Consider the following 22863-nt stretch of genomic DNA (forward strand, 5'->3'; position numbering starts at 1 on the left):
ATGATCCGCGCCATCGTGACCGACATAGAAGGCACCACCAGCGATATCCGCTTCGTGCATAACGTGCTGTTCCCCTACGCCCGCGAACGACTGGCCGGCTTTGTGACCGCTCAGCAGCACGCTGAACCGGTGAGAACGATCCTCGACAACTTGCGCCGCGAGACAGACGCCCCCGCCGCCAGCACCGCCGACCTGATTGCTACCCTCTTCGCTTTTATGGACGAAGATCGGAAATCCACTGCGCTGAAGGCGCTGCAGGGGATCATCTGGCGCGATGGCTACCTCAACGGCGACTTTACCGGCCATCTCTACCCGGACGTGCTGCCGGCGCTGGAGAAATGGAAAGCACAGGGCATTGATCTGTATGTATTTTCTTCTGGCTCCGTGGCAGCGCAGAAATTGTTATTTGGCTACAGCGATGAAGGTGATATTACTCATCTGTTTACGGGCTATTTCGATACCCTGGTAGGCGCCAAACGCGAAGCGCAGTCCTACCGCAATATTGCTGAACACCTGGGCCACGCCCCCGGGGCCATCCTGTTCCTGTCGGATATCCATCAGGAACTCGACGCCGCCGAAGCCGCGGGGTTGCGCACTGTCCAGCTGGTACGCGGCGACCGCGACCCGGCAAGCCGTCACCCTCAGGTTCAGCGTTTTGACGACATTCATCCGGAGCAGATCCCAGCATGAGCGCATTAACCCTTTTTTCCGTGAAAGATCCGCAAACGCCGGTCTGGCACAGCACCGACGCCAAAGCGATTCAGGAGCAGCTAAACGCCAAAGGCGTCCGTTTTGAGCGCTGGCAGGCTGACCGCGATCTCGGCGCGGCCCCCAGCGCAGAAACAGTGATTGCCGCCTATCAGCATGCGATTGACAAACTGGTGGCCGAAAAGGGCTATCAGAGCTGGGACGTCATCAGCCTGCGCGCCGATAACCCGCAGAAAGAGGCGCTGCGGGAAAAATTCCTGAACGAACACACTCATGGCGAAGACGAGGTGCGGTTTTTTGTCGAGGGCGCCGGCCTGTTCTGCCTGCACATTGGCGACGAGGTGTTCCAGGTGCTGTGCGAAAAGAACGATCTGATTTCGGTTCCCGCCCACACTCCGCACTGGTTTGATATGGGTTCAGAACCGAACTTCACCGCCATTCGCATTTTTGATAACCCGGAAGGCTGGATCGCCCAGTTTACCGGCGACGATATCGCCAGCGCCTACCCACGGCTGGCGTAACGTCGCCCTGTCATCAGCCTTAAAACGCCTGGCGCGCGCTTTCCCGGAGGCGGCGCATACCGCGCCTTCTCCGGGATAGCCGACCCGCCGCCGGCGATCCCTGACACCTAAACCGCAATAAACTTCGGCGGGTCAAAGGCGGTGATCGGCGGCAGTTCCTCTCGCCACGGGGCGATCTCCACCCAACAGCTCTGGGCGCTACAGCCCTGTCCCAGGCGCGAACTGCCGCGATCCGCGGTTAACACGTTGGGATTACCGTGCTTATCGAGGGATCCTTTTTCATTCGGATCCAGAGGGTCATACCACGCGCCGGTGGACATCTGTACCACCCCCGGCAAAATCTGCTCGCTCAGGTGCACGCCCGCGAGAATCGCCCCACGGTCGTTATACACTTTCACCACGCTGCCTTCGCGAATGTCTCTTGCCTGCGCATCCTGCGGATGCATCCACAACGGCTCGCGTCCCTGAATTTTCGTCGCCCGGCTGACGCTGCCGTGGTCGTACTGACTGTGCAGGCGGGCGCGCGGCTGACTGGAGAGCAGATGAAGCGGCCAGCGCGCCGCCTCCTGTCGCTGCCGGGCGGCCTCTTCCTCATCCCACCAGGGATGGCCAGGGCATTCGCGATAGCCAAACCCGGCGACGGTAGCGGAAAAGAGTTCAATCTTGCCGGAGGGCGTGGAAAGCGGATAGCGCTGCGGATCGGCGCGAAAATCGGCGAGAAAGACCTGCGGCCGCGCTGGCGCGCTGTACTCCAGCACCCCTTGCTGCCAGAAATCCTCGAACGAGGGCAGCGCAATGCCCTCCTCCTGCGCCCGCGGTCTTGACTCCTCATAGAGATGGCGCAGCCATTGCCCGGCGTCCCTCCCCTCGCTGAACTGTTCTCCGAAGCCCAACCGCCCGGCAAGATCGAGGAAAATAGCGTAATCATCACGCGCCTCGCCCACCGGCGGGATCTGCGCGCTCATGGCAATCATAAACCCGTCGTGACCGCCGCTGCCGATATCCTCTCGCTCCAGCGAGGTGGTAGCCGGCAGAACGATGTCGGAGAATTTGGCCTGGGCGGTCCAGTACTGCTCATGCACCACCACCGTCTCCGGACGGCGCCAGGCCTCGCACAGTCGGTTAATATCCTGATGATGATGAAACGCATTGCCTCCCGCCCAGTAGACCAGACGGATGTCGGGATAATGCAGCTGCTGACCGTCGAACTCATAGGCTTCTCCCGGGTGCAGCAGCATATCGGACAGCCGGGCCACCGGGATGACGCCGTCCACCGCATTCTCCCCGGCGGGCAAGCGCGGGCCGGAAAACGCTTTTCGCACCGCGCCCGCCAGGTTGGTACAGGCATAGCCAAACCCGAGGCCGCCGCCGGGCGTGCCGATCTGTCCCAGCAGCGCGGTCAGGGCCACCGTCGCCCAGTAGGCCTGCTCCCCCTGACGGGCGCGCTGGATAGACCAGGAGATATTCACCATCGTCCGGTGGTGGGCCATCTCCCGCGCCAGGTCGGCGATGCGCTGCGCGTCCAGGCCGGTTATCGCCGCCGCCCACGCCGGGGTTTTCGCCACACCGTCATGCTCGCCCAACAGATAGGCGCGATAGGGGGCAAACCCGACGGTATGGCTGGCGACAAACGCCTGGTCGTAGAGGGACTCAGCGATCAGCACATAGCTCAGCGCCAGCAGCAGTGCGGTATCGGTGCCCGGCCGAATAGCCAGCCACTCGGCGTCGGCCACCGCGCTGAGGTCATTGCGCACCGGACTGATGTTTATAAACCGCGTGCCGTTGGCCTGCATCTTATCCAGCCAGTACGGCAGCATATGGTCATTGGCGCCGCCGCCGTTGACCTGGGCATTGCGCAGCGGCAGACCGCCAATCGCGACAAACAGCTGACACTCCCGCGCCAGCTCGGAAAAATGGGTATGCTGACGGTGCAGCGGGCTCAGCGGCCCGAGAATATGCGGCAGAATGCGCTCGCCCGCGGCGCTGCTATAGGTATTGGTGCTGGCGGTATACCCGCCAAAGCCCTTAAGAAAACGGTGCAGCTGGCTCTGCGCATGGTGAAAGCGCCCGGCGCTGGCCCAGCCGTAGGAGCCGCCGTAAATCGCCTCATTGCCGCAGCGCGCCTTGACCGAGCGCAGCTCGCGAGCCACCAGGTCCAGGGCCACCTCCCAGCTGACTTCGACAAAGGGCTCCTTGCCTCGCCCTTCTCGTGACGTCGGCCCGTGCTGCAGATAGCCGACGCGCACCGCCGGGCGGCGAATGCGCGTTTGGCTGGTCACCGCGTCGGGGAGCGATTGACCGATGCGTGAGGGGTTTTTATCCCAGGGCACCGGCTTAACCGCCACGATCTCGCCCTCGCGGCTCTCCACCTGCCAGGTTCCCCAGTGCATCACCGTATAATTATGCTGTTTCTTCATAGCGCCCGCGTTCTTCTCAGCCTAAGGTTCGTTAAAATAAAGCGGGGAAATGCGGTAATATTTCTTACCCGGCCAGATATTGCTCTGCTAAAAAAAGCGTTAGCCCGCGCAATCTTCTCTTTTTAGCAGTAGAGGCCGTATTTCCCATGCACTCATAATATTAAGAAAATTGTCTTTATCCGCTAAATAAACACAGAACAAACCAAAAATAAAACCACAAAATAAAAAGGCCTACCCGGCATCATGAAATATTTTCAGGTTCTTCATGACAAAATAAACTTTTTCTCTGGCGTTTCCGCGATATAACATTGCCGGCATAACTTAGACTTATTTTGTATTTGAGGTGGCGAGGTGCTTCTTGTCATGCTACCGGTCCGCAACCACCTTCATCACAGGATCATAATAACAATGTCGCAGAAGAGAAAATTATTGCCTGCCGCGCTGGGACTGCTTTCCCTTGCCTCGCTGAGCGTCACCGCCGCTGACGCCCTTTCCTTACAGGGAAAAACCATTGGCGTTGCCGTCGTAGGCACCCAGCATTTCTGGGATCGCGAGGCTTTCAAAGGCGCGACAGAGGAAGTGGAGAAGCTGGGGGGCAAAGTCATTGGCGTCGATGGCGGCCGGGATAATCAGGTTCATGCCAATAATCACGATATTTTACTGTCACGCAAGGTGGACGCGGTAATTAGTATTCTCGGTGACAGCGCCGTCGAACCCAAATTTAAAGCATTACGTGATGCCGGCATCCCGGTATTCACCGTGGATCATGTTTCACAATATTCGGTCAACAATTCCACCTCCGATAACTACACTCTGGGCTCCACCATCGGTCGCTACATGGCGGACGAATTAGGCGGCAAAGGTAATGTGGCTGTATTTAACGCGTTCTCCAGCGCGCTGCGTATTTGCGGAATTCGCTACGATCAGTGGAAATATGTCCTTAAGGATTATCCGGATATTCATATTATCCAGCCTGAGCTCGCGGAACAGTTCGCCAACTCGCCGGAAGACGCGCGGAAGAAAACCCTCGAATTACTCAGCCAGTATCCGAAAGGCAAACTGGATGCCATCCATGTCGCCTGCTGGGATCAACCGGCCATCGGTATCGTCCAGGCGCTGGAAGAGACCGGTCGTGATAAGGACGTGAAAGTGACGGCCATCGACGCCGGCCCGGAGACACTGGAGATCATGGCGGAGCCCGGCAGCCCCTTCGTGGCTAACGTCGCGCAGCAGCCGCATCTGATCGGCCAGACCTCCGCCGATAACGTGGCCCGCTACTTTGCCGGTCAGAAACTGCCGGTGCAAACCTTTATCCCGGTCATACCGGTGAAAGGTCCGCAGGAAGCGAAAGCGGTGTATAAACAGTTGGGATACGGCGAACTGCAGTGATAAATCAACACCCTGGCGGGGAGCGCCCCGCCGCGGGTCTGGTCATGGACCAGATCGGCAAACGTTTTGCCAGCGTAACGGCGCTTAATGCGGTTACCCTGCGCCTCAATCCGGGGGAAATTCATGGCCTGATTGGCGAGAACGGCGCCGGTAAATCGACGCTGATCAAAATCCTCGCCGGCGTCTATCAGGCCGACAGCGGCAGCGCGACCCTCGACGGTCGCCCGCTGCCCCTCGGCAACCCGGCAGCCATCGAAGCCGCCGGCATCCGCGTGATCCACCAGGAGCTCAACCTGATCCCGCACTTTACCGTCGCGGAATCGGTGTTTCTGGGTCAGGAGTATCGCACCCGCTGGTGGGCGCTGGATCGCCGACGGATGAAGGCCGCCACGGCGCAATTTTTCCAGCAAAACTGGCAGCTGGCGATCGACCCCGAACGCCTGGTGCGGGATCTGAGCCTGGCCGAGCGCAAGCTGGTGCAAATCGCCCGCGCGCTGATCGACGGCGCGGCGCGGCTGGTGGTGTTCGACGAGCCCACCGCCCCCCTCGAGGCCCAGGAGGCCAGTCTGGTCTCCTCCGCCATTCTGCGCCTGCGCGACCAGGGCATTGCCATTCTGTATATTTCCCACTACCTCAATGAGATAGCCACCCTCTGCGACCGCGGCACCGTGCTGCGCAACGGGGAAGTGGTCGGCTACCCGGACCGCGACCTGCTTCAGAATACCGAGGCGCTGATCGCCATGATGGTCGGCCGGGAAATCGACCAGCTGTATACCCCGCGCCAGCGCCCGGCGGCAGACAACGGGGCGGCTCCATTACTCTCGGTGCGCCAGCTGAGCGACGGACGGCAGCTACAGGACCTCTCTTTTGATATTCACCCGGGGGAGATCGTCGGCGTCGCCGGTCTGCTCGGCGCCGGGCGCGATGTGCTGGTTGACTTACTCTACGGCTTACGCCCGGCGGAGCGCGGTACGATCCACCTCGACGGCCAGCCGCGACGTATCCGTACGCCAAAGCAGGCGATCCGCGCCGGAATGGCGCTGGTCCCGCGTGACCGCCGTCATCAGGGGCTGATCCTGCCTTTCACCACCGCTGACAACATTAATCTCGCCTCGCTGCCGGAGACCGCCACCTTTGGCTGGGAGCGGCGGGGGCTTGCCGAGCAGAAAGCGCGCGACTGGATAGCACAGCTGGCGATCCGCCCGGGACGCCCGGCCCTGCCGGTACGCTACATGAGCGGCGGCAACCAGCAAAAAGCGATCCTCGCCCGCTGGCTCGGCACCGATGCCCGGCTGTTTATTCTCGATGAACCCACCCTTGGGGTTGATATCGGCGCCCGCCGCGATATTTATCAACGTACGCGCCAGCTGGCCGATCAAGGACGGGCGGTGCTGGTCTCCTCCAGCGACGCCACCGAATTACTCGGACTATGCGACCGGATCCTCGTCCTCTGGCGCGGCGCGCTGGCGGCCAATCTGCCCACCCGCGGGCTGACCCTCGACGCCCTGCTGGTGGCGATCAACGGCGGACAGGAGCCTTCACCATGAGTACCGCTATCCAGCGTCGCAGCCGTCCGGGCCTGGCGACGCTTATTGAAAAATTCCCCCTGATCCTGTTTCTGGCGCTGCTGGTGTGGCTGAGCGTGCAGTCGCCCTACTTCCTCAGCTGGCAAAATATCAGCCTGATGCTGGTCCAGAGCGTTCCGCTGGCGATCCTCTGTTTCGGCCTGGTCTGCGTCATCGCCGTTGGCGGAGATGACGTGGTCTCCGGCGGCATCGACCTCTCCCTGCCGGCGACCGCGGTGCTCGGCGTCGCGCTGCTCAGCCTTGGGCTGGCCGAATGGCACACGCCGTATCTCCTGCTGCTGGCGCTGCTGACGGCGGTTTGCCTGCTCTGCGGGGCGATCAACGGCTTCCTGGTGCTGGCGGCCGGCCTGCCGCCGCTGCTGGCCACCCTCTCGACTTCGGTGGCGTTTACCGGCCTGACGGACCTGTTGACCGGCCAGCGGCGCATCGCGGTCAGCGATCCGCTGATGGTCGCCTTTCGCGATAACAGCGTGCTGGGCCTGCCCTGGCCGCTGGTCTATCTGCTGGGGGTGTTTATCCTGTTCCAGTTCCTGCTCCATCACTCCCGCTTCGGCCAGCATGTGCAGGCGGTGGGCGGCAATCGCGATATGGCGCAGATGAGCGGCCTGAACGTGCGCCGCTTAACCCTGCTGGTCTGGCTGTTAGCGGGCATCGCCGCCGGGCTGGCTATTCTGCCGCTGCTCAGCCAGGGCTCCGGCAGCTCCAGCGGAACGGCCACGCCGCTGCTGCTGGAAACCGTGCTGGCGACCTTTATCGGCGCCGCCTTCTCGCGTCGTCGGGTGGTCACCATCTGGGGCGCGCTGCTGGGGGCGATTCTGGTTAACGCCCTCTCTAACGGGCTCGGCCTGCTGGGAGTCAATATCTTCTGGATGGGCGCCATTAAAGGCGGCCTGATCCTGGTGGTGCTGGCGGCATCGGCGGTCAGACACAAAGGAGGCGAGGCATGAGCCAAATCACCCTGAAAACCCCAGCGCCTGCGGAACAGACGGTCAGCAGCCCGCTGGCCTGGCTGTCGCGGGCCGGATTCGGCGTCATCACCCTGCTGGCCATTGCCCTGTTCGGCTGGGCGAATCCGGTATTTTTAACCGTGGATAACTGGGCCAACCTGCTGCAGGGCAGCGCGATCCTGCTGATTGTGGCGATGGCGATGACCTTGATCGTCAGCGCGGGCGCGATTGACCTGTCGGTAGGCGTCGCGCTCGATTTTGGCGCCGCCTTCGCCCTCGTCGCCCTGAAAACCTGGCATCTGCCGTGGCAGGCGGCGGTGGGCTGCGCCCTGCTCGGCGGGGTGCTGATTGGCCTGCTCAATGCCTTTCTGATCCTCATCTGCCGGATCCGCCCCTTCCTCGCCACCCTCGGCACCTGGTTTATCGCCAGCAGCGCCGAACGCATCTATACCGATGGCGGCGGCGCGATAGCCTATCGGCGGATGGCCCCCGAGTATCACGACCTGGCGGTGGGTAACCTTGGCGGCATCCCCACGCCGGTCGCGATCGTGCTGGCGCTGTGGCTGGCGGCCTGGCTGGTCACCGAGCGTACCCTGTGGGGCAAATATATCCGCGCCATCGGTCAGAACAGCGAAGCGGCGCGCATCGCCGGGATCCGCGATCGCCTGACCATGCTCGGCGTGCTGGTGGCCGCCTCGGCCCTCTGCGCCGTCGGCGGGGTGATCCTCTCCGCCAACCTGCGGCAATTTACCCCGCTGGCCGGGCAGTCTTATCTGATGGACGCCATTGCGGCGGTGTTTATCGGCACCGCCTTTAACCGTCTGGGCCGGGTCAGCATCGCCGGCACGCTGGGCGGCGTGCTGTTCCTCGCCGTTATTGATAATGGTCTGAATCTGATGGGGCTCAATTATCTGGTGAAGGACGCGCTGGTCGGGGTGATTCTGGTGGTGGCCCTCGCCCTATCCTTCTGGCAGGCGCGCCTGCGCCAAACGCATCGCTAAACGGGAGAACGATGGCAACCTTTGACGCCGTGTTTGTCGGCCTGACTATTCTGGATATCGCCGGGCGCCCGGTGGTGGCGATCCCGCCGCGCGGCGGCGTCGCCTTTATTGAGCAAATTCGCCTCAACCCCGCCGGCACCGCCGCGGGGGCCAATATTAACGCCGCGAAGCTCGGGATCCGCACCGCAGCGGTGGCCTGCCTGGGCGAAGATGAAAAAGCCGACTTTATCCTCGCCAGCTATGCCCGGCTGGGCATCGACTGCTCGCTTATCCAGCGCACCGCGCTGAAGGAGACCTCGGCGACGATTCTGCCGATTCGCCCCAACGGCGAACGTCCGGCCCTGCACTGCCGGGGCGCGTCTGACGCCCTGTTCGTCAGTGAGGCGGAATTTGACGCCGTCCTTGACTGTCGCTTCCTGCATCACGGTGGGACCGGACTGCTGGCGGCAATGGACCAGGGACAGAGCGCGCGGCTGTTGCAGGCGGCCAAAGCGCGCGGGGTCACCACCAGCTTTGATCTTATCGCCCCGAATGAACACACTCTGGAACTGCTGCGGCCCCTGCTGCCGTCGGTGGATTATTTCATGCCTTCCCTGGAGGAAGCCGCCTTTCTCTCCGGGGAGACGCAGCCGGAGGCCATCGCCCGCTTTTTCTTTGCGCTGGGCGTGGGCACCTGCATTCTGAAAGACGGCGAGAACGGCTCCTGGCTTATCGGCCGCGATGGCGCGCTGGAGCATATTGCGCCGTGGCCGGTCGAGGCGGTGGATACCACCGGCTGCGGCGACAGCTACTGCGGCGGGTTTATAGCCGCGCTGGCGCGCGGACTCAGCGTGAAAGCGGCGTGCGACGTCGCCTCGGCGGTGGCCGCGCTGGTGGCGACCGGGATGGGATCGGATGCCGGGGTGGTGGACTGGGAACAGACCCAGGTTTTTATGGCGGCCCATCGCCCCTGACTCTGGACCCGCGCCGCCGCAGGCGCGGCGGCGCAAGCGGCTTAACGCCACTGGTACAGCAGCGGCTCTCCGGCGACATAGCGCTGAAGATCGGCGGCAATCATCGCCGTGTGTTTGGCGATACTCTCCCGGGTAGCCCCGGCGATATGCGGCGTAATAATCACGTTATCGAACTCGGTGACAAAAGGGTGATCGCGCCACAGCGGTTCGCGGTGATACACGTCCAGCGCCGCGCCGCCCAGCGGGCCGTGACGCAGGGCATCAATCAGCGCCGCTTCGTCGACCACCGCCGCGCGGGAGGTATTGATCAGCAGCGCGCCGGGCTTCATGCTGTTTAACAGCGCCGCATTCACCAGCCCGTCGCTGTGCGGTCCGCTGCTCAGATGCAGGCTGACGATATCCGCGTCGCGGAACAGCGCCTCGAGGGTCGTTTTCTGTAGCCCTGGCTCATTAATATCCTCTGCGGCGACGAACGGATCCACCACCCGCACCGCCATGCCGAACGCCCGGGCGATACGCGCCACCCGGCGGCCAATGTTGCCATAGCCCACCAGCCCCAACGTTTTATTGCGCAGTTCACTGCCCTTAAACACTTCATAGGGGCTTTCCGGGCTCACGTCCCAGACCACATCGCGCCGCAGGCCCTGCTGGGTGGCGGCGGCAGCATTATCAGCCTGCGTGAACTCCCCCCGCTTCAGCGCCGCATGGGATTGCGGAATGTGGCGCGCCAGGCTGAGCATCAGGCCAAGCGTCAGCTCCGCGGCGGCATCGGCATTGCGCCCCGGGGTGTAGAGCACCCGGATGCCGCGCGCCTGCGCGGCCTGGGTATCAATATTCACCGGATTGGCGCGGGTACAGGCGATCACCTGCAGGCGCGGACAGGCGGCCATCACCGCGTCCGTCACTTCATCATAGCTGGTCACCAGCACCTCGGCGTCGTGGGCCAGCTCAATCAGCTGGCCGGCGCTGAGTTTCGGTTTGCCCAGCGCCCATCCCTCTACCAGCAGTTCGCCCAGCTGGTGGAAGGCGCTAAGGTCGCCAGCATGCTCGGCGGTAAAAACGATTTTCATGGTTGAACTTCCTGAGAAAGACGTTGAAGAGCGGCCTGCCTGGCCTGCCATACCGGCAGCATCTGCTCGCGCAGCAGGCGATAAACGGGATACAGCGCCGCATAGCGGGCATGCGCCTGAGGGCGCGGCTGATAGCGGGTCTGCGCCAGCGGAGGCGTCTCGGCCAGCGCAGCGACGCTGCGGGCCGCCAGAATCGCCGCCCCGCGCGCGCTCAGTTCGTTAAAGGCGCTGGAGACCACCGTGCGCCCGGTACAGTCGGCGATAATCTGCAGCCAGGTGGCCGAGGCGGCGCCGCCGCCGGTCAGATACAGCTCGCCGCCCTGCGGATAACCCTGCAGCGCATCGACAATGGCGAAGGCCAGGCCTTCAAACACCGCGCGCTGCAGTTCGGCGCGGGTGGTGTGCGGGCTAATGCCGATAAAGCCGGCCCGCGCGTCGGGACTGTAAAACGGCGCGCGTTCGCCATTGAGGTAGGGCTGCCAGAAGACGCCGCCGCTGCCCGGCTCCACGTCCGCGATCGCCTGCTCCAGCCGGCCCAGATCGGCGTCCAGCGAAATATGCTGCTGCAGCCAGTCAATGTTTGGCGTACCGGCCTGCATCGGAAACAGCGAGATCACCTGTCCGGCTTCGGTATGGGTGACAAAGCGCGTCGCCTCGTTCACCGTCTGCGGGCCGCGGCAGACGATCCCGGTGCAGCAGGTGGTGCCGAGGATCGTGTAGATGTCCCCTTCGTTGACCGCGCCGCAGCCCAGCGCGGCGCTGCAGACATCCAGCGCCCCGGCGGCCACCGGCGTCGCGGCGGGCAGCCCGGTCAGCGCCGCCACCGCGTCGCTCAGCGTGCCGGCCGGAGCATCCGGGGCCAGCAGCGGGGGAAACAGCGGCAGCAGTTCGTCCAGCCCCATCTCGTTCATCACCACCGAGGACCAGCTGCCGCTCTGCTGATTGAGTAACGAGCTGCTGGCGTCCGTCAGCTCCAGCGCCGCCACGCCGGTCAGGCGAAAGCGGATCCAGTCCTTGGCGAAAAACAGATAGCGCGCGGCCGCCAGCCGCTCCGGCTGATACTGTTTCAGCCAGTACAGCTGCAGGCTGGTATTGCAGGGCTGCAGGTGGGTGCCGGTATCGGCGAAATAGCGCCGGTCAAAGCCGGGCCGGCGCAGCAGGTCGCTCATCAGCGCGTGGCTGCGGGTATCGCTCCACAGGATCCCCGGGCCCACCGGTTCGCCCTGCTCATCGCTGAGCCAGACTCCCTCCCCTTGCCCGGCGAGGCCGATGGCCCGCAGCCGCCCCGCCTGCAGCGCCGGGTGGCGGGCAATCTGGCGCAGAATAGCCAGCACCGAATGCCACAGCTGGGTCATATCCTGTTCCGCGTAGCCATTGGCCGACAGGCGGGGGGAGGTGTTTTCCGCGGCGCTGGCGCGCGCGGTGAAATGCTGATCAAACAGCACCGCTTTCACCCGGGAGGTGCCGATATCGATACCAAGATAAAAATCCATACCTGCTCCGGCTCAGGGCTCGTAGCGGCGGCGCATCAGCTCGCACTCGAACAGGAACTCCAGCCCTTCCAGTTGTCGGCGGGCCTCCTGAATATCTTTCCCCCAGCAGGTCAGGCCATGTCCGCGCAGCAGAAAGCCGTAGCGCAGCGGGCGGGTTTGCGCATAATCGGCAATCCGCGCCGCCAGGGCGTCAATATCCTGATCGTTATCGAAAATGGCGACCGGAACGGTGTCGAGATGGCTGTGCTGCCCGCTGAGGGTTTTCTGCATTTCATACCCCTGCAGCGCCAGCGTGTTGCTTTTTTCGATGCGCGACAGCACGGTGGCGTTGACGGTATGCACATGCAGCACCACGTTGGCCTCCGGGAACAGGCGATAGACCAGCGTGTGCAGGCCGGTCTCGGCCGACGGTTTCCGTCCGGAAGGGGCCTGGTTGGTGGCGATCTCCACCTGCAGGAAATCCTCGGTCGTCAGGCTGCCTTTGTCGCGGCCCGACTCGCTTAGCCAGCACCAGGTGTCATCCTGACGCACCGACATATTGCCGCCGGTCGCCGGCGCCCAGCCTTTCGCGCCGATCCAATGACAGGTGGTAACCAGTTGCGCGAGTCTTTCTTGCCACATAGCAGTTCCTTAGGTTAGCGATGATTTATTTAGCCGTCTAAATGGCTATTTACCCGATACTAACACCGCTAACCGGAGGGAACAATATTTCAGGAAACACACATAAGACAAATGGTTATATCATAAATGCATATTAAATAACCTTTATTCACAGCAATTTAACCAACCGCGGTAAGTCAGCTACGATTCCCTCCTGTCTGGCGCCAAAACGCTGGCGGATTCTGCTGGCTGAAATTCTCCGCCTGCGCCGGGAATACCGTCGCCGCTCTCCTCTGCCCCCGACTGGTGCAAAACATGGCAGGATGCACACTAAAATGGCATTACTCCCCCTGCATCCTGCAATAACTGTGCATATTGCACACCGCTCGCTATTCCCCGTGCCCGGTTTTTCCTGGCACATCTCTTGCTACTTCCGGCTATCACCGCCCATCTAACCAGCCAGAGGTTCCAGGATGTCAAACAGCAATGATTTTCCCCTCGTCGAAGCGCCCGCCGCCGGACGCAAAGGCGTATTTTCCATCGCCATGGTGTTATTCAGCTTTACCTTTTTCACCGGCACGATGTTCGCCGGCGGTAAACTCGGCGTCTCCTTTTCCATCGTCAATCTGCTGTGGATAGCCGTCATCGGCAACGCCTTGCTGGCCCTGTATGCCGCATCGCTGGGCTGGATCGCCGCGCGCAGCGGTCTCAATACGGTGCTGATGGGCCGCTTCTGCTTCGGCGAGATCGGCAGCAAGCTGGCCGATTTTATCCTTGGCTTTGCCGAGCTGGGCTGGTACGCGTGGGGGACGGCCACGGTCGCTATCTCGCTGGTGAAGATCCTCGCCCTGCCCGAGGCGCTGACCCTGCCGCTGATGGTGCTGTTTGGCATTCTGTTCTGCGTCACCGCGCTGGTGGGCTACAAGGGGCTGGACGCGCTGTCGCGCCTGTCGGTGCCGCTGATGTTCGTGCTGCTGGTGGTCTCCATGTATCTGGCGCTGCGCCACGCCGGCGGCTGGCAGGCGATGACCCGCATTGCGCCAGGCGACGCCATGACCTGGTCGGCGGCCATCACCATGGTCTTTGGCACCTTCGCCAGCGGCGCCACCCAGGCGACAAACTGGACCCGGCTGGCCAACTCCAGCCGTACCGCCATTCTCGCCAGCATGGGCAGCTTCCTTGTCGGCAACGGGCTGATGATCGTCGCCGGCGCCTGGTGCGCTATCGTCTATCAACAGGCCGATATCGTCGAAGTGCTGATCCTGCAGGGGCTGTCGGTGGCCGCGGTGATCATGCTGTGTCTCAATCTGCTGACCATCCAGGGCCCCACCATCTATAACGTCTCCGCCGCCGCCTGCCATCTGCTGCGCAGCGAACGTCGCCGCACGCTGACCCTCGCCGCCGCCGGGGTGGGCATTGTGCTGGCCATTGGCGGTATGTACGAAATGCTGATCCCGTTCCTCGTGCTGCTGGGCAGCATTATCCCGCCCATCGGCGGGGTGATCCTCGCCGACTACTGGTTCGCCCGCGGCGGACGCTATCCCCTGCTGCAGAACGCCCGCCTGCCGCGTTTTAACTGGCTGGGACTCGGCGCCTACGCCGCCGGCGCGGTGGTGGCTTATCTGTCGCCGTGGATCGCGCCGCTGGTGGGGATCACCGTCTCCGCGCTGGTCTATATCGCCCTGACCCTGCTAAGCAAGCGTCAGCCTGCCGCCGTCGCGGAGCAGGAGCCATGAGCCTGACGGTCAGCGAACTGCTGGCCCTTGAGGGACTCTCCGCCCTGCGTCTGCGGGCGGGAAAGCAAGGGCTGCAGCGGGCGGTACGCTGGTACTACGTGGCGGAAAATGAGCATATCGCCGAGTGGATCATGGGCGGCGAGCTGGTCTTTATCACTGGCATCAACCATCCCCGGGATGAAGCCAACCTGAGCCAGCTGCTGATGGAGGGCAAACAGCGCGGCATCGCCGGGATGGTGATCCTCACCGGCGAGGCCTATATCCACGCCATTCCCGCCACGCTGATCGCCCTTGCCGACGAGCTGGGCATTCCGCTGATCGAGCAGCCCTACCTGCTGAAGATGGTGATTGTCACCGAGCGGGTCGGCACCGCGCTGGTCCGCAGCGAAAGCGCCCTGCAGTCGCAGCGCGACATCCTGATGCAACTGGTCACCGGCGACTATCCGGACCTGCAGATGCTCCACCAGCGCGCCCTCCACCAGCAGCTCGATTTTACCCGCCCGCTGCGGCTGGCGGCGCTGCGCCTGGAGGGACTGTCCCGCCTGTTTCGCCAGTTTCCGCCCGAACAGGCCGAAGCCTGGCTGCAGCAGGCCCACCGCAGCGTGCGCCAGCAGCTGCAGCTGCAGCTCAACCAGCAGGGCAACCCCTTCCCGCTGTTGGAGCGCAGCAACATGTTCCTTTTCCTGCTGCCGGATGAGGAGGGGGAAGGCTTTCAGCAGAAAAAGTGGCTGCAGCAGTGGCTGCAGACGCTGGCGGAGGGAGAAGAGAGTTTGTCGCTGCTCTGCGGCCTTTCCGCGCCGGTCAGACAGCTGCAGGGCTACCCGCGGGCGCTGTCGCAGGCGCGACAGGCGCTGGATCTTTGCGATACCCTGCGGCCGACCCAGCGGATCAGCGACTATCAGCAGCTGGGGTTTATCAAACTGCTGTCCGCGGTCAGCGACCCGGCGCTGCTCAACGATTTTATGCACGACACCCTGGGCTGCCTGATCGAGCCGGGCCGTAAAGCGCCGTGGCTGCTGCTGGAGACCCTCGAGACGCTGCAGCAGGAGAACGGCAACGTGGTGCGGGCCGCCGACCGGCTGGGTCTCCATCGCAACACCTTGCATCAGCGCATCCAGCGTATTGAAAAACTGACCGGCTACCCGGTCAGCCACCCTCAGTTTCATCTCAACGCCTCGGTCGCGCTGGTGATCTGGCGTTTATCGCAAAACCATTTACAGGACCAACCATGAAAATTGTTAACGCCCGCCTGCGCCGCCAGGAGGCGCTGTTTACCCTTGAGCTGCAGGACGGCCTGATTCAGCGCATGACCGCCCAAACCGCGATGCAGACCGCCGACGCCGGCGATATCGACGCCCAGGGCCGGCTGGCGATCCCCCCCTTCGTCGAGCCGCATATTCATCTTGACGCCACCCTCACCGCGGGCGAGCCGGAGTGGAACCGCAGCGGCACCCTGTTTGAAGGCATCACCCGCTGGAGCCAGCGCAAAGCGAGCATCACCCCAGAGGACACCCGCCAGCGGGCGCTGAAAACCATCGGCATGCTGCGCGATTTCGGCGTCCAGCACGTCCGGACCCATGTGGATGTCACCGACCCGTCGCTGTCGGCCCTGCAGGCGCTGCTGGCGGTGAAAAAAGAGGCCGCCGATCTCATCGATCTGCAGATTGTCGCCTTTCCGCAGGAGGGGATTGAATCCTACCCCGACGGTCGGGGGCTGATGACGCGCGCCATCGAGATGGGCGCCGACGTGGTGGGCGGCATTCCGCACTATGAAAACACCCGCGACAAAGGGGTCAGTTCGGTGATGTTTTTGATGGACCTCGCCCAGCGCTATGGCCGCCTGGTGGATGTCCACTGCGATGAAATCGACGATCCGCAGTCGCGTTTCCTCGAAGTGCTGGCGGAAGAGGCCCGGGTGCGCGGTATGGGGGCGCAGGTCACCGCCAGCCACACCTGCGCGATGGGCTCTTATGACAACGCCTACTGTTCGAAGCTGTTTCGCCTGCTGAAAGCCTCGGGGATCAACTTTATCTCCTGCCCGACCGAAAGCATTCATCTGCAGGGCCGGTTTGACAGCTGGCCGAAACGGCGCGGCGTCACACGGGTGGCGGAGCTGGATCGCGCCGGCATCAACGTCTGCTTTGCTCAGGACTCGATTCAGGATCCGTGGTATCCGCTGGGGAACGGCAATATCCTGCGCATTCTGGATGCCGGACTGCACATCTGCCATATGCTGGGCTATGACGATCTGCAGCGCTGCCTCGACTTCGTCACCGACAACAGCGCCCGGGCGCTCTGTCTGGGCGATAACTACGGCCTCGCCGAAGGCCGCCCGGCTAACCTGCTGATCCTCGATGCGGAAAACGACTACGAGGCCGTCCGCCGCCAGGCGCGGGTGCTAACCTCCATTCGCCACGGTAAGGTGATTTTACAGCGTGAGGTGGAGCACATCCGCTACCCGGCATAAGGCGCAAGGCGCTGCGCGTCGGCGCCTTTCTGTGATACCTTTTCAGGCAGTGTGCGTGACCGACGCCCGCCCGGGCGTCGGCTTCCTGGAAAACAGACGGCGCGAAACGACGATGAGCGATAAAAAATGGATTAAGGCCGAGGATGTGGCCAGACTGGCCGGCGTCTCGCGCTCGGCGGTCTCCCGGACCTTCACCCCCGGCGCCTCGGTGTCGGAGAAGACCCGGCAGAAGGTGCTGAGCGCCGCGGAAGCTCTGGGCTATCAGGTGAATATCATCGCCCGGACGATGATCACCGGCAGCAGTAATTTTATCGGCATCGTCACCGCCGGTTTCGACAACCCGTTTCGCAGCAAACTGCTGGCGCCGCTGGTCCATCAGTTGGCGCTCAACGGCTTTATGCCGCTGCTGATGAACGCTGACGATCCGCAGCAGCTCGCCCCTTCGCTTAAACAGCTGCTGAGCTACCACGTCGCCGGCGTGATCATCACCTCCGGCGCGCCGCCGCTGTCGCTGGCGGAAGAGTACCTGGCGCGCAAGATCCCCGTCACCCTGATCAACCGTCATGCGGACCTCGCCGGCTGCGACCGGGTGTGCAGCGATAACGCCCAGGGGGCGAAGCTGGTGGCGGGCTTGTTCAGTCGTCGAGGCTGGCGGCAGGTTGGCTTTATTGGCGAAAATCGCGAGAACTTCAGCACCCGCCAGCGTTATGACGCTTTTATCGCTCAGACGTCGGGCATGACGGTGACCAGCCGCTTTTGCGACGGCGGCGGTTATCAGGCCGGCCACCAGGCCGCCAGAGAATTAGTTGCTGAAAACCCCGGGGTGCAGGCCCTGTTCTGCGCCACCGATATGCTGGCGCTGGGCGCCCTGGACGGCCTGCGGGACGCCCCCGCCGCCGCCCCGCTACCGGCCATCGTCGGCTTTGACGATATCCCGCAGGCGGACTGGCACCCCTATCAGCTCACCACCGTTCAACAGAATACCGCCCTGCTGGCCCACCACGCGGTGGATCTGTTGATGACGCGGATCGCCCGCTTCAGCCTGCCCTCGCGCCATCGCGAAGTGCCGGTGAAACTAATTATTCGTCAAAGTGCGAAATGAAAAAATCATTTTATGCTGGATCGATCACAGAATCTTCTGTGAAACCCGGCCACACTCATTCGGCCCTTCGGGGCTGTTTTTTTCACGCAAAATGCACACGTGTGCAAAATAGGGAGTCACTATGCAATCTCAGGAATCAGAAGCGCTACAGGCCCGCTACCGCCTGGCCTGCGAGCTGGCGAAAGCGGGGGCTGAGCTGGCGTTTGAATACTATCAACAACGCGAAGCGCTGACCGTCGACCATAAGGGCGACGATCTGCAGGATGTGGTCAGCGTGGCCGATAAGCGGGTGGAGGCCTTTGTGAAACAGCGCATTCAGAGCGCGTTTCCGGAGGATGGCTTTCTCGGCGAAGAGAGCGGCGCCCGCCTGTCCGACGCGCGGGTGCTGTGGGTGGTCGACCCCATCGATGGCACCAGCTGTTTCCTCAACGGCCTGCACACCTGGTGCCTGTCGCTGGCGATCGTCGCCGACGGCGAACCGGTCATCGGCGTGGTCTATGACCCCAACCATCGCGAGCTGTTTCACGCCCTGCGGGGCCATGGCGCCTGGCTCAACGACGCCCCGATCCGTCCGCACCCCGCGACGATGGTCAGGGAGGGGGTGATGGGCGTCGGCACCTCGCATCGCGTCACCCCGGCGGACTTTCTGCCGTTTCTGCAGGCGCTGCTCAGCGACGGCGGCATGTTTGTCCGCAACGGCTCCGGCGCGCTGATGAGCGCCTGGGCGGCGGCAGGCCGGTTGATTGGCTACTACGAGCCGCACATGAACCCATGGGACGCCCTGCCGGGGCTGGTGCTGATGCGCGAAGCGGGCGGCGCCAGCAACGATTTTCTGGCGCAGGAGGGGATCCAGCGCGGCAACCCGCTGCTGCTGGCCAGCCAGACGCTCTACCCGCAGCTGAAAAAGATGATCCTACAACCATTACATTAACCCTTACGGGTCAGGCTATTTCTGATTATGTACTCTACACAGTAACGATAACTTCATTCACGGACGAACCACATCAATCAGTCAGGCCTCCGACCTGCGGAGAACCACCTATGTCTGGAATTATCGCTTTTTTCCGGGCGTCGCCGCCGAAAGCGGGCGCCGCGTTTGATGAACACCGTTTTCGCCGGGTGCGCTGGCAAACCTTTATCGCCATGACCCTGGCCTACGTCACCTTTTACGTCTGCCGGTTATCGTTCACCGTCGCCAAAAGCGCGCTGGTGGAGCTGGGGATCACCCCGACGGAGCTCGGCATGATCGGCTCCACCCTGTTCTTCAGCTACGCCATCGGCAAACTGGTCAACGGCTTTATCGCCGATCACGCCAACGTGGTGCGCTATATGAGCCTCGGTTTATTGCTCAGCGCCGGGATGAACCTGATGATGGGGATGACCACCAACGCCCTGCTGCTGGCCATCTTCTGGGGGATCAACGGCTGGGCGCAGTCGATGGGCGTCGGCCCCTGCGCGGTCTCGCTGGCGCGCTGGTACGGCGTTAAGGAGCGCGGCACCTTCTATGGCATCTGGTCGACGGCGCATAATATCGGCGAGGCCGTCACCTATATGGTGATCGCCGCGGTGATCGCCGGGTTTGGCTGGCAGATGGGCTACCTGTCCACCGCCGCGCTCGGCGCCGCCGGCGTGGTGCTGCTGGTGCTGTTCATGCACGATTCGCCGCAGAGCAGCGGCTTCCCGTCCATCAACGTCATCCGCGATGAACCGCAGGAAGAGGCCGAAGCCCGCGGCTCGGTGTTTAAAAACCAGTTGCTGGCGCTGCGCAACCCGGCGCTGTGGACCCTCGCCCTCGCCTCCGCCTTTATGTACATCGACCGCTACGCCGTCAACTCCTGGGGGATCTTCTTTCTGGAGCAGGATAAAGCCTATTCCACGCTGGAGGCCTCCGGGATTATCGGCGTCAACGCCATCGCCGGCATCGCCGGGACCATCATCGCCGGCATGCTCTCCGACCGCTTTTTCCCGCGCAACCGCAGCGTGATGGCCGGGTTTATCAGCCTGCTGAACACCGCCGGCTTCGCCCTGATGCTCTGGTCGCCGCACAGTTATTACACTGATATTCTGGCGATGATTATCTTCGGGGCAACCATTGGCGCTCTGACCTGCTTCCTCGGCGGGCTGATCGCCGTCGATATCTCCTCGCGCAAAGCGGCGGGGGCCGCGCTCGGCACCATCGGCATCGCCAGCTACGCCGGCGCCGGCCTGGGCGAGTTTCTCACCGGGATCATTATTGATAAAACGGCTATCCTTGAGAACGGCAAAACGCTGTATGATTTCAGCACGTTGGCGCTGTTCTGGGTGGGTACCGGTCTGGGTTCCGCGCTACTCTGTTTTACCACTGCCGCCATCGTCGCCCGGCGCCATGCCGTCGAACGGCAGACCTCGTTCTCCTCATAACCGATTAACGAATTAAGGAAGAAGATATGATGCCTGCAAGACATCAGGGGCTGTTACGCCTGTTTATCGCCTGCGCGCTGCCGCTGCTGGCGCTGCAATCTGCCGCCGCCGCGGACTGGCAGCTGGAGAAAGTGGTGGAGCTTAGCCGCCACGGGATTCGTCCGCCGACGGCCGGCAACCGGGAAGCCATCGAGGCCGCCACCGGACGACCGTGGACCGAGTGGACCACCCATGACGGCGAGCTCACCGGTCATGGCTATGCCGCCGTGGTCAATAAAGGGCGTGAGGAAGGCCAGCACTATCGCCAGCTTGGCCTGCTGCAGGCGGGATGCCCGACGGCGGAGTCGATTTACGTGCGCGCCAGCCCGCTGCAGCGGACGCGGGCGACCGCCCAGGCGCTGGTGGATGGCGCCTTCCCCGGCTGCGGCGTCGCTATCCATTACGTCAGCGGGGACGCCGATCCGCTGTTTCAGACCGACAAATTCGCCGCCACGCAAACCGACCCCGCCCGCCAGCTGGCGGCAGTAAAAGAGAAGGCCGGGGATCTGGCGCAGCGTCGGCAGGCGCTGGCGCCGGCCATCCAGCTTTTGAAACAGGCGGTTTGTCAGGCCGATAAGCCCTGCCCGGTCTTCGACACCCCGTGGCAGGTCGAGCAGAGCAAAAGCGGGAAAACCACCATTAGCGGACTGAGCGTGATGGCCAATATGGTGGAGACGCTGCGTCTCGGCTGGAGTGAAAACCTGCCTCTCAGCCAGCTGGCGTGGGGCAAGATCGCCCAGGCCAGTCAGATCACCGCCCTGCTGCCGCTGTTAACGGAAAACTACGATCTGAGCAACGACGTGCTGTATACCGCGCAAAAACGCGGGTCGGTGCTGCTCAACGCCATGCTCGACGGCGTCAAACCAGAGGCGAATCCGAACGTACGCTGGCTGCTGCTGGTGGCCCATGACACCAATATCGCCATGGTGCGCACGCTGATGAACTTTAGCTGGCAGCTGCCGGGCTACAGCCGGGGAAATATCCCGCCGGGCAGTAGCCTGGTGCTGGAGCGCTGGCGCGACGCGAAGAGCGGGGAACGCTATCTGCGGGTCTATTTCCAGGCGCAAGGCCTCGACGACCTGCGTCGTCTGCAGACGCCGGACGCGCAGCACCCGATGCTGCGTCAGGAGTGGCGTCAGCCGGGCTGCCGTCAGACCGACGTCGGTACGCTGTGTCCCTTCCAGGCGGCTATCACTGCGCTGGGTCAGCGTATCGACCAGCCCTCCGCCCCGGCGGTAGCGATGGTCCTGCCGTAGCGGCCAGGCGATTGCCCGGGCCCGGGAAACCGTTTTCTCCAGGCCCGGCACAGGGTCCGCTATCCGTGGTCCGGCGCAAACGCCCCGGCGGCAACTTGCGCCGGGGTGACCACCCCGCTGTCCAGCACCCAGCCGCTAATCAGCCCGGCAGGCGTGACGTCGAACGCCGGATTGTAAACGGCGGCCCCGGTCGGCGCCCATTGTACCGCGCCAAAGCTGCCCGCCACCCCGGTCACTTCCGCCGCGGTGCGCTGCTCAATGGGGATGGCCGCCCCGTTCGGGCAATGGCGATCGAGGGTCGTCTGCGGCGCAGCGACGTAGAACGGGATCTGGTGGTAATGGGCCAAAACCGCCAGCGAATAGGTGCCGATTTTATTCGCCACATCGCCGTTGGCGGCGATACGGTCGGCGCCGACCCACACCGCATCCACCTGCCCCTGCGCCATCAGGCTGGCGGCCATTGAATCGGTGATCAGCTGATAGGGCACGCCCAGCTCGCCCAGCTCCCACGCGGTTAAACGTCCGCCCTGCAGCAGCGGCCGGGTTTCATCGACCCACACGCTGGCCACCTTTCCCTGCCGGTGCGCCAGCGCGATAACGCCCAGGGCGGTCCCCACCCCGGCGGTCGCCAGGCCACCGGTGTTGCAGTGGGTCAGCAGACGGCTACCGGGCTTCACCAGCGCACTGCCCGCCTCAGCGATGCGGTCGCACAGCTGTTTATCTTCTTCGACCAGACGCAGGGCTTCCGCTTCCAGCGCCTGCGGGTAATCCTCCCGGGCCAGCGCCTGCTTCATGCGATCCAGATTATTCATCAGGTTGACCGCCGTCGGCCGCGCCGCGCGCAGCGTCTCCAGCGCCTGCTGGAGTTCATCCCGGCTCAGGCCGCGCTGGGCCAGCAGGGCCAGCAGCAGGCTGGCGGACAGGCCAATCAACGGCGCGCCGCGCACCCGCAGGGCGTGAATATGGTCCACCAGCAGCGCAACGTTATCCGCCGCCAGCCAGCGTTTTTCCTGTGGCAAGGCCTGCTGGTCGAGAATAAAAAGCTGATTTTCACTCACCCGCAGGCTGGTGGTCTGTAATGTCTGCATGTCGTTAAATCCCTGTTGCGTTGTTGTATCACATTGTGTCAGGATGAAATCCAGAAGTATAGACGTCTGAACGGCTTAATCAGAATTCGA

General features: G+C 63.1%; 19 protein-coding genes. 14 read left to right on the forward strand and 5 right to left on the reverse strand.

All coding sequences use genetic code 11. The features are described from left to right. Together mtnC and L2I46_RS13980 are read left to right on the forward strand one after the other, a co-directional pair. Positions 1 to 690: an acireductone synthase gene (mtnC, locus tag L2I46_RS13975; RefSeq protein WP_236947953.1), complete on the forward strand. Its 690-nt coding sequence runs from the start codon at positions 1 to 3 to the stop codon at positions 688 to 690. Beyond that, a complete protein-coding gene (locus tag L2I46_RS13980; RefSeq protein WP_023288815.1) occupies positions 687 to 1229 on the forward strand; it encodes a 1,2-dihydroxy-3-keto-5-methylthiopentene dioxygenase in 543 nt (180 codons plus the stop codon). The genes mtnC and L2I46_RS13980 overlap by 4 nt, the downstream gene beginning before the upstream one ends. Before the next feature lie 107 nt (positions 1230 to 1336). On the opposite strand, the gene L2I46_RS13985 is transcribed toward L2I46_RS13980, so the two are convergent. Then, positions 1337 to 3646, reverse strand: a complete 2310-nt coding sequence (locus L2I46_RS13985) for a molybdopterin-dependent oxidoreductase (protein ID WP_236947954.1) — start codon at positions 3644 to 3646, stop codon at positions 1337 to 1339. A 408-nt stretch (positions 3647 to 4054) separates the two neighbouring features. Between L2I46_RS13985 and L2I46_RS13990 the strand changes: the two genes are divergently transcribed. The 5 genes from L2I46_RS13990 to L2I46_RS14010 are packed head-to-tail and all read left to right on the forward strand — an operon-like array spanning position 4055 to position 9522. Then, positions 4055 to 5035, forward strand: a complete 981-nt coding sequence (locus L2I46_RS13990; RefSeq protein WP_023288813.1) for a sugar ABC transporter substrate-binding protein — start codon at positions 4055 to 4057, stop codon at positions 5033 to 5035. A gap of 44 nt (positions 5036 to 5079) precedes the next feature. Further along, positions 5080 to 6582: a sugar ABC transporter ATP-binding protein gene (locus tag L2I46_RS13995; protein WP_236947962.1), complete on the forward strand. Its 1503-nt coding sequence runs from the start codon at positions 5080 to 5082 to the stop codon at positions 6580 to 6582. Further along, positions 6579 to 7568 (forward strand): ABC transporter permease, encoded by a 990-nt coding sequence (locus L2I46_RS14000; protein WP_032455106.1) that lies wholly within the window; start codon positions 6579 to 6581, stop codon positions 7566 to 7568. The genes L2I46_RS13995 and L2I46_RS14000 overlap by 4 nt, the downstream gene beginning before the upstream one ends. Continuing rightward, positions 7565 to 8569 (forward strand): ABC transporter permease, encoded by a 1005-nt coding sequence (locus L2I46_RS14005; protein ID WP_236947955.1) that lies wholly within the window; start codon positions 7565 to 7567, stop codon positions 8567 to 8569. Before L2I46_RS14000 ends, L2I46_RS14005 begins: the two co-directional genes overlap by 4 nt. Before the next feature lie 11 nt (positions 8570 to 8580). Beyond that, the gene (locus L2I46_RS14010; protein ID WP_102002755.1) at positions 8581 to 9522 is read left to right on the forward strand and encodes a carbohydrate kinase family protein; all 942 of its coding nucleotides are present in this window, start codon (positions 8581 to 8583) and stop codon (positions 9520 to 9522) included. 41 nt (positions 9523 to 9563) lie between these two features. Here the strand turns inward: L2I46_RS14010 and L2I46_RS14015 are convergent, their stop codons facing one another. The 3 genes from L2I46_RS14015 to L2I46_RS14025 are packed head-to-tail and all read right to left on the reverse strand — an operon-like array spanning position 9564 to position 12706. After that, on the reverse strand, positions 9564 to 10592 hold the full coding sequence (locus tag L2I46_RS14015; RefSeq protein ID WP_023288808.1) for a 2-hydroxyacid dehydrogenase: 1029 nt from the start codon (positions 10590 to 10592) through the stop codon (positions 9564 to 9566). Then, positions 10589 to 12085: an FGGY-family carbohydrate kinase gene (locus L2I46_RS14020; RefSeq protein ID WP_048297029.1), complete on the reverse strand. Its 1497-nt coding sequence runs from the start codon at positions 12083 to 12085 to the stop codon at positions 10589 to 10591. Before L2I46_RS14020 ends, L2I46_RS14015 begins: the two co-directional genes overlap by 4 nt. Positions 12086 to 12097: 12 nt before the next feature. Beyond that, positions 12098 to 12706 carry a methylthioribulose 1-phosphate dehydratase gene (locus L2I46_RS14025; protein ID WP_085551145.1) on the reverse strand — a complete coding sequence of 203 codons (609 nt, stop codon included), beginning with the start codon at positions 12704 to 12706 and terminating at the stop codon, positions 12098 to 12100. Between the two features lie 452 nt (positions 12707 to 13158). On the opposite strand from L2I46_RS14025, the gene codB reads away from it, so the two are divergent. From codB to L2I46_RS14060, 7 genes are all read left to right on the forward strand, one after another. Beyond that, a complete protein-coding gene (gene codB, locus L2I46_RS14030) occupies positions 13159 to 14421 on the forward strand; it encodes a cytosine permease (protein ID WP_032455098.1) in 1263 nt (420 codons plus the stop codon). Further along, positions 14418 to 15653, forward strand: coding sequence for a PucR family transcriptional regulator (locus L2I46_RS14035; RefSeq protein WP_236947956.1), 1236 nt, complete (start codon positions 14418 to 14420; stop codon positions 15651 to 15653). The genes codB and L2I46_RS14035 overlap by 4 nt, the downstream gene beginning before the upstream one ends. Next, a complete protein-coding gene (codA, locus tag L2I46_RS14040; RefSeq protein ID WP_048297026.1) occupies positions 15650 to 16888 on the forward strand; it encodes a cytosine deaminase in 1239 nt (412 codons plus the stop codon). The genes L2I46_RS14035 and codA overlap by 4 nt, the downstream gene beginning before the upstream one ends. A gap of 145 nt (positions 16889 to 17033) precedes the next feature. Beyond that, entirely contained in the window at positions 17034 to 17990 is a 957-nt protein-coding gene (locus tag L2I46_RS14045; RefSeq protein WP_181075131.1) for a LacI family DNA-binding transcriptional regulator, read from the forward strand. A 121-nt stretch (positions 17991 to 18111) separates the two neighbouring features. After that, positions 18112 to 18921 (forward strand): inositol monophosphatase family protein, encoded by an 810-nt coding sequence (locus L2I46_RS14050; RefSeq protein ID WP_236947957.1) that lies wholly within the window; start codon positions 18112 to 18114, stop codon positions 18919 to 18921. A 110-nt stretch (positions 18922 to 19031) separates the two neighbouring features. Next, positions 19032 to 20390 carry an MFS transporter gene (locus tag L2I46_RS14055; RefSeq protein WP_044521583.1) on the forward strand — a complete coding sequence of 453 codons (1359 nt, stop codon included), beginning with the start codon at positions 19032 to 19034 and terminating at the stop codon, positions 20388 to 20390. Positions 20391 to 20416: 26 nt separating this feature from the next. Continuing rightward, positions 20417 to 21685: a histidine phosphatase family protein gene (locus L2I46_RS14060; protein ID WP_060589611.1), complete on the forward strand. Its 1269-nt coding sequence runs from the start codon at positions 20417 to 20419 to the stop codon at positions 21683 to 21685. Positions 21686 to 21744: 59 nt separating this feature from the next. Here L2I46_RS14060 and mtnA read toward each other — a convergent pair whose 3' ends face one another. Then, positions 21745 to 22773 (reverse strand): S-methyl-5-thioribose-1-phosphate isomerase, encoded by a 1029-nt coding sequence (gene mtnA / locus L2I46_RS14065; RefSeq protein ID WP_117132646.1) that lies wholly within the window; start codon positions 22771 to 22773, stop codon positions 21745 to 21747. Between the last annotated feature and the right edge of the window lie 90 nt (positions 22774 to 22863).

The sequence above is a fragment of the Klebsiella sp. 2019SCSN059 genome (assembly GCF_021739525.1).
In the GTDB taxonomy this organism is placed as follows: domain Bacteria; phylum Pseudomonadota; class Gammaproteobacteria; order Enterobacterales; family Enterobacteriaceae; genus Klebsiella; species Klebsiella quasipneumoniae.

Coding starts and splice junctions, on each gene's coding strand:
- L2I46_RS14015 (WP_023288808.1), bottom strand. CDS start 10,592: ATGAAAATCGTTTTTACCGCCGAGCATGCTGGCGACCTTAGCGCCTTC.
- codA (WP_048297026.1), top strand. CDS start 15,650: ATGAAAATTGTTAACGCCCGCCTGCGCCGCCAGGAGGCGCTGTTTACC.
- mtnC (WP_236947953.1), top strand. CDS start 1: ATGATCCGCGCCATCGTGACCGACATAGAAGGCACCACCAGCGATATC.
- L2I46_RS14020 (WP_048297029.1), bottom strand. CDS start 12,085: ATGGATTTTTATCTTGGTATCGATATCGGCACCTCCCGGGTGAAAGCG.
- L2I46_RS14005 (WP_236947955.1), top strand. CDS start 7,565: ATGAGCCAAATCACCCTGAAAACCCCAGCGCCTGCGGAACAGACGGTC.
- L2I46_RS14050 (WP_236947957.1), top strand. CDS start 18,112: ATGCAATCTCAGGAATCAGAAGCGCTACAGGCCCGCTACCGCCTGGCC.
- L2I46_RS14035 (WP_236947956.1), top strand. CDS start 14,418: ATGAGCCTGACGGTCAGCGAACTGCTGGCCCTTGAGGGACTCTCCGCC.
- L2I46_RS13990 (WP_023288813.1), top strand. CDS start 4,055: ATGTCGCAGAAGAGAAAATTATTGCCTGCCGCGCTGGGACTGCTTTCC.
- mtnA (WP_117132646.1), bottom strand. CDS start 22,773: ATGCAGACATTACAGACCACCAGCCTGCGGGTGAGTGAAAATCAGCTT.
- L2I46_RS13985 (WP_236947954.1), bottom strand. CDS start 3,646: ATGAAGAAACAGCATAATTATACGGTGATGCACTGGGGAACCTGGCAG.
- L2I46_RS14000 (WP_032455106.1), top strand. CDS start 6,579: ATGAGTACCGCTATCCAGCGTCGCAGCCGTCCGGGCCTGGCGACGCTT.
- L2I46_RS14010 (WP_102002755.1), top strand. CDS start 8,581: ATGGCAACCTTTGACGCCGTGTTTGTCGGCCTGACTATTCTGGATATC.
- L2I46_RS14055 (WP_044521583.1), top strand. CDS start 19,032: ATGTCTGGAATTATCGCTTTTTTCCGGGCGTCGCCGCCGAAAGCGGGC.
- L2I46_RS14060 (WP_060589611.1), top strand. CDS start 20,417: ATGATGCCTGCAAGACATCAGGGGCTGTTACGCCTGTTTATCGCCTGC.
- L2I46_RS13995 (WP_236947962.1), top strand. CDS start 5,080: ATGGACCAGATCGGCAAACGTTTTGCCAGCGTAACGGCGCTTAATGCG.
- codB (WP_032455098.1), top strand. CDS start 13,159: ATGTCAAACAGCAATGATTTTCCCCTCGTCGAAGCGCCCGCCGCCGGA.
- L2I46_RS13980 (WP_023288815.1), top strand. CDS start 687: ATGAGCGCATTAACCCTTTTTTCCGTGAAAGATCCGCAAACGCCGGTC.
- L2I46_RS14025 (WP_085551145.1), bottom strand. CDS start 12,706: ATGTGGCAAGAAAGACTCGCGCAACTGGTTACCACCTGTCATTGGATC.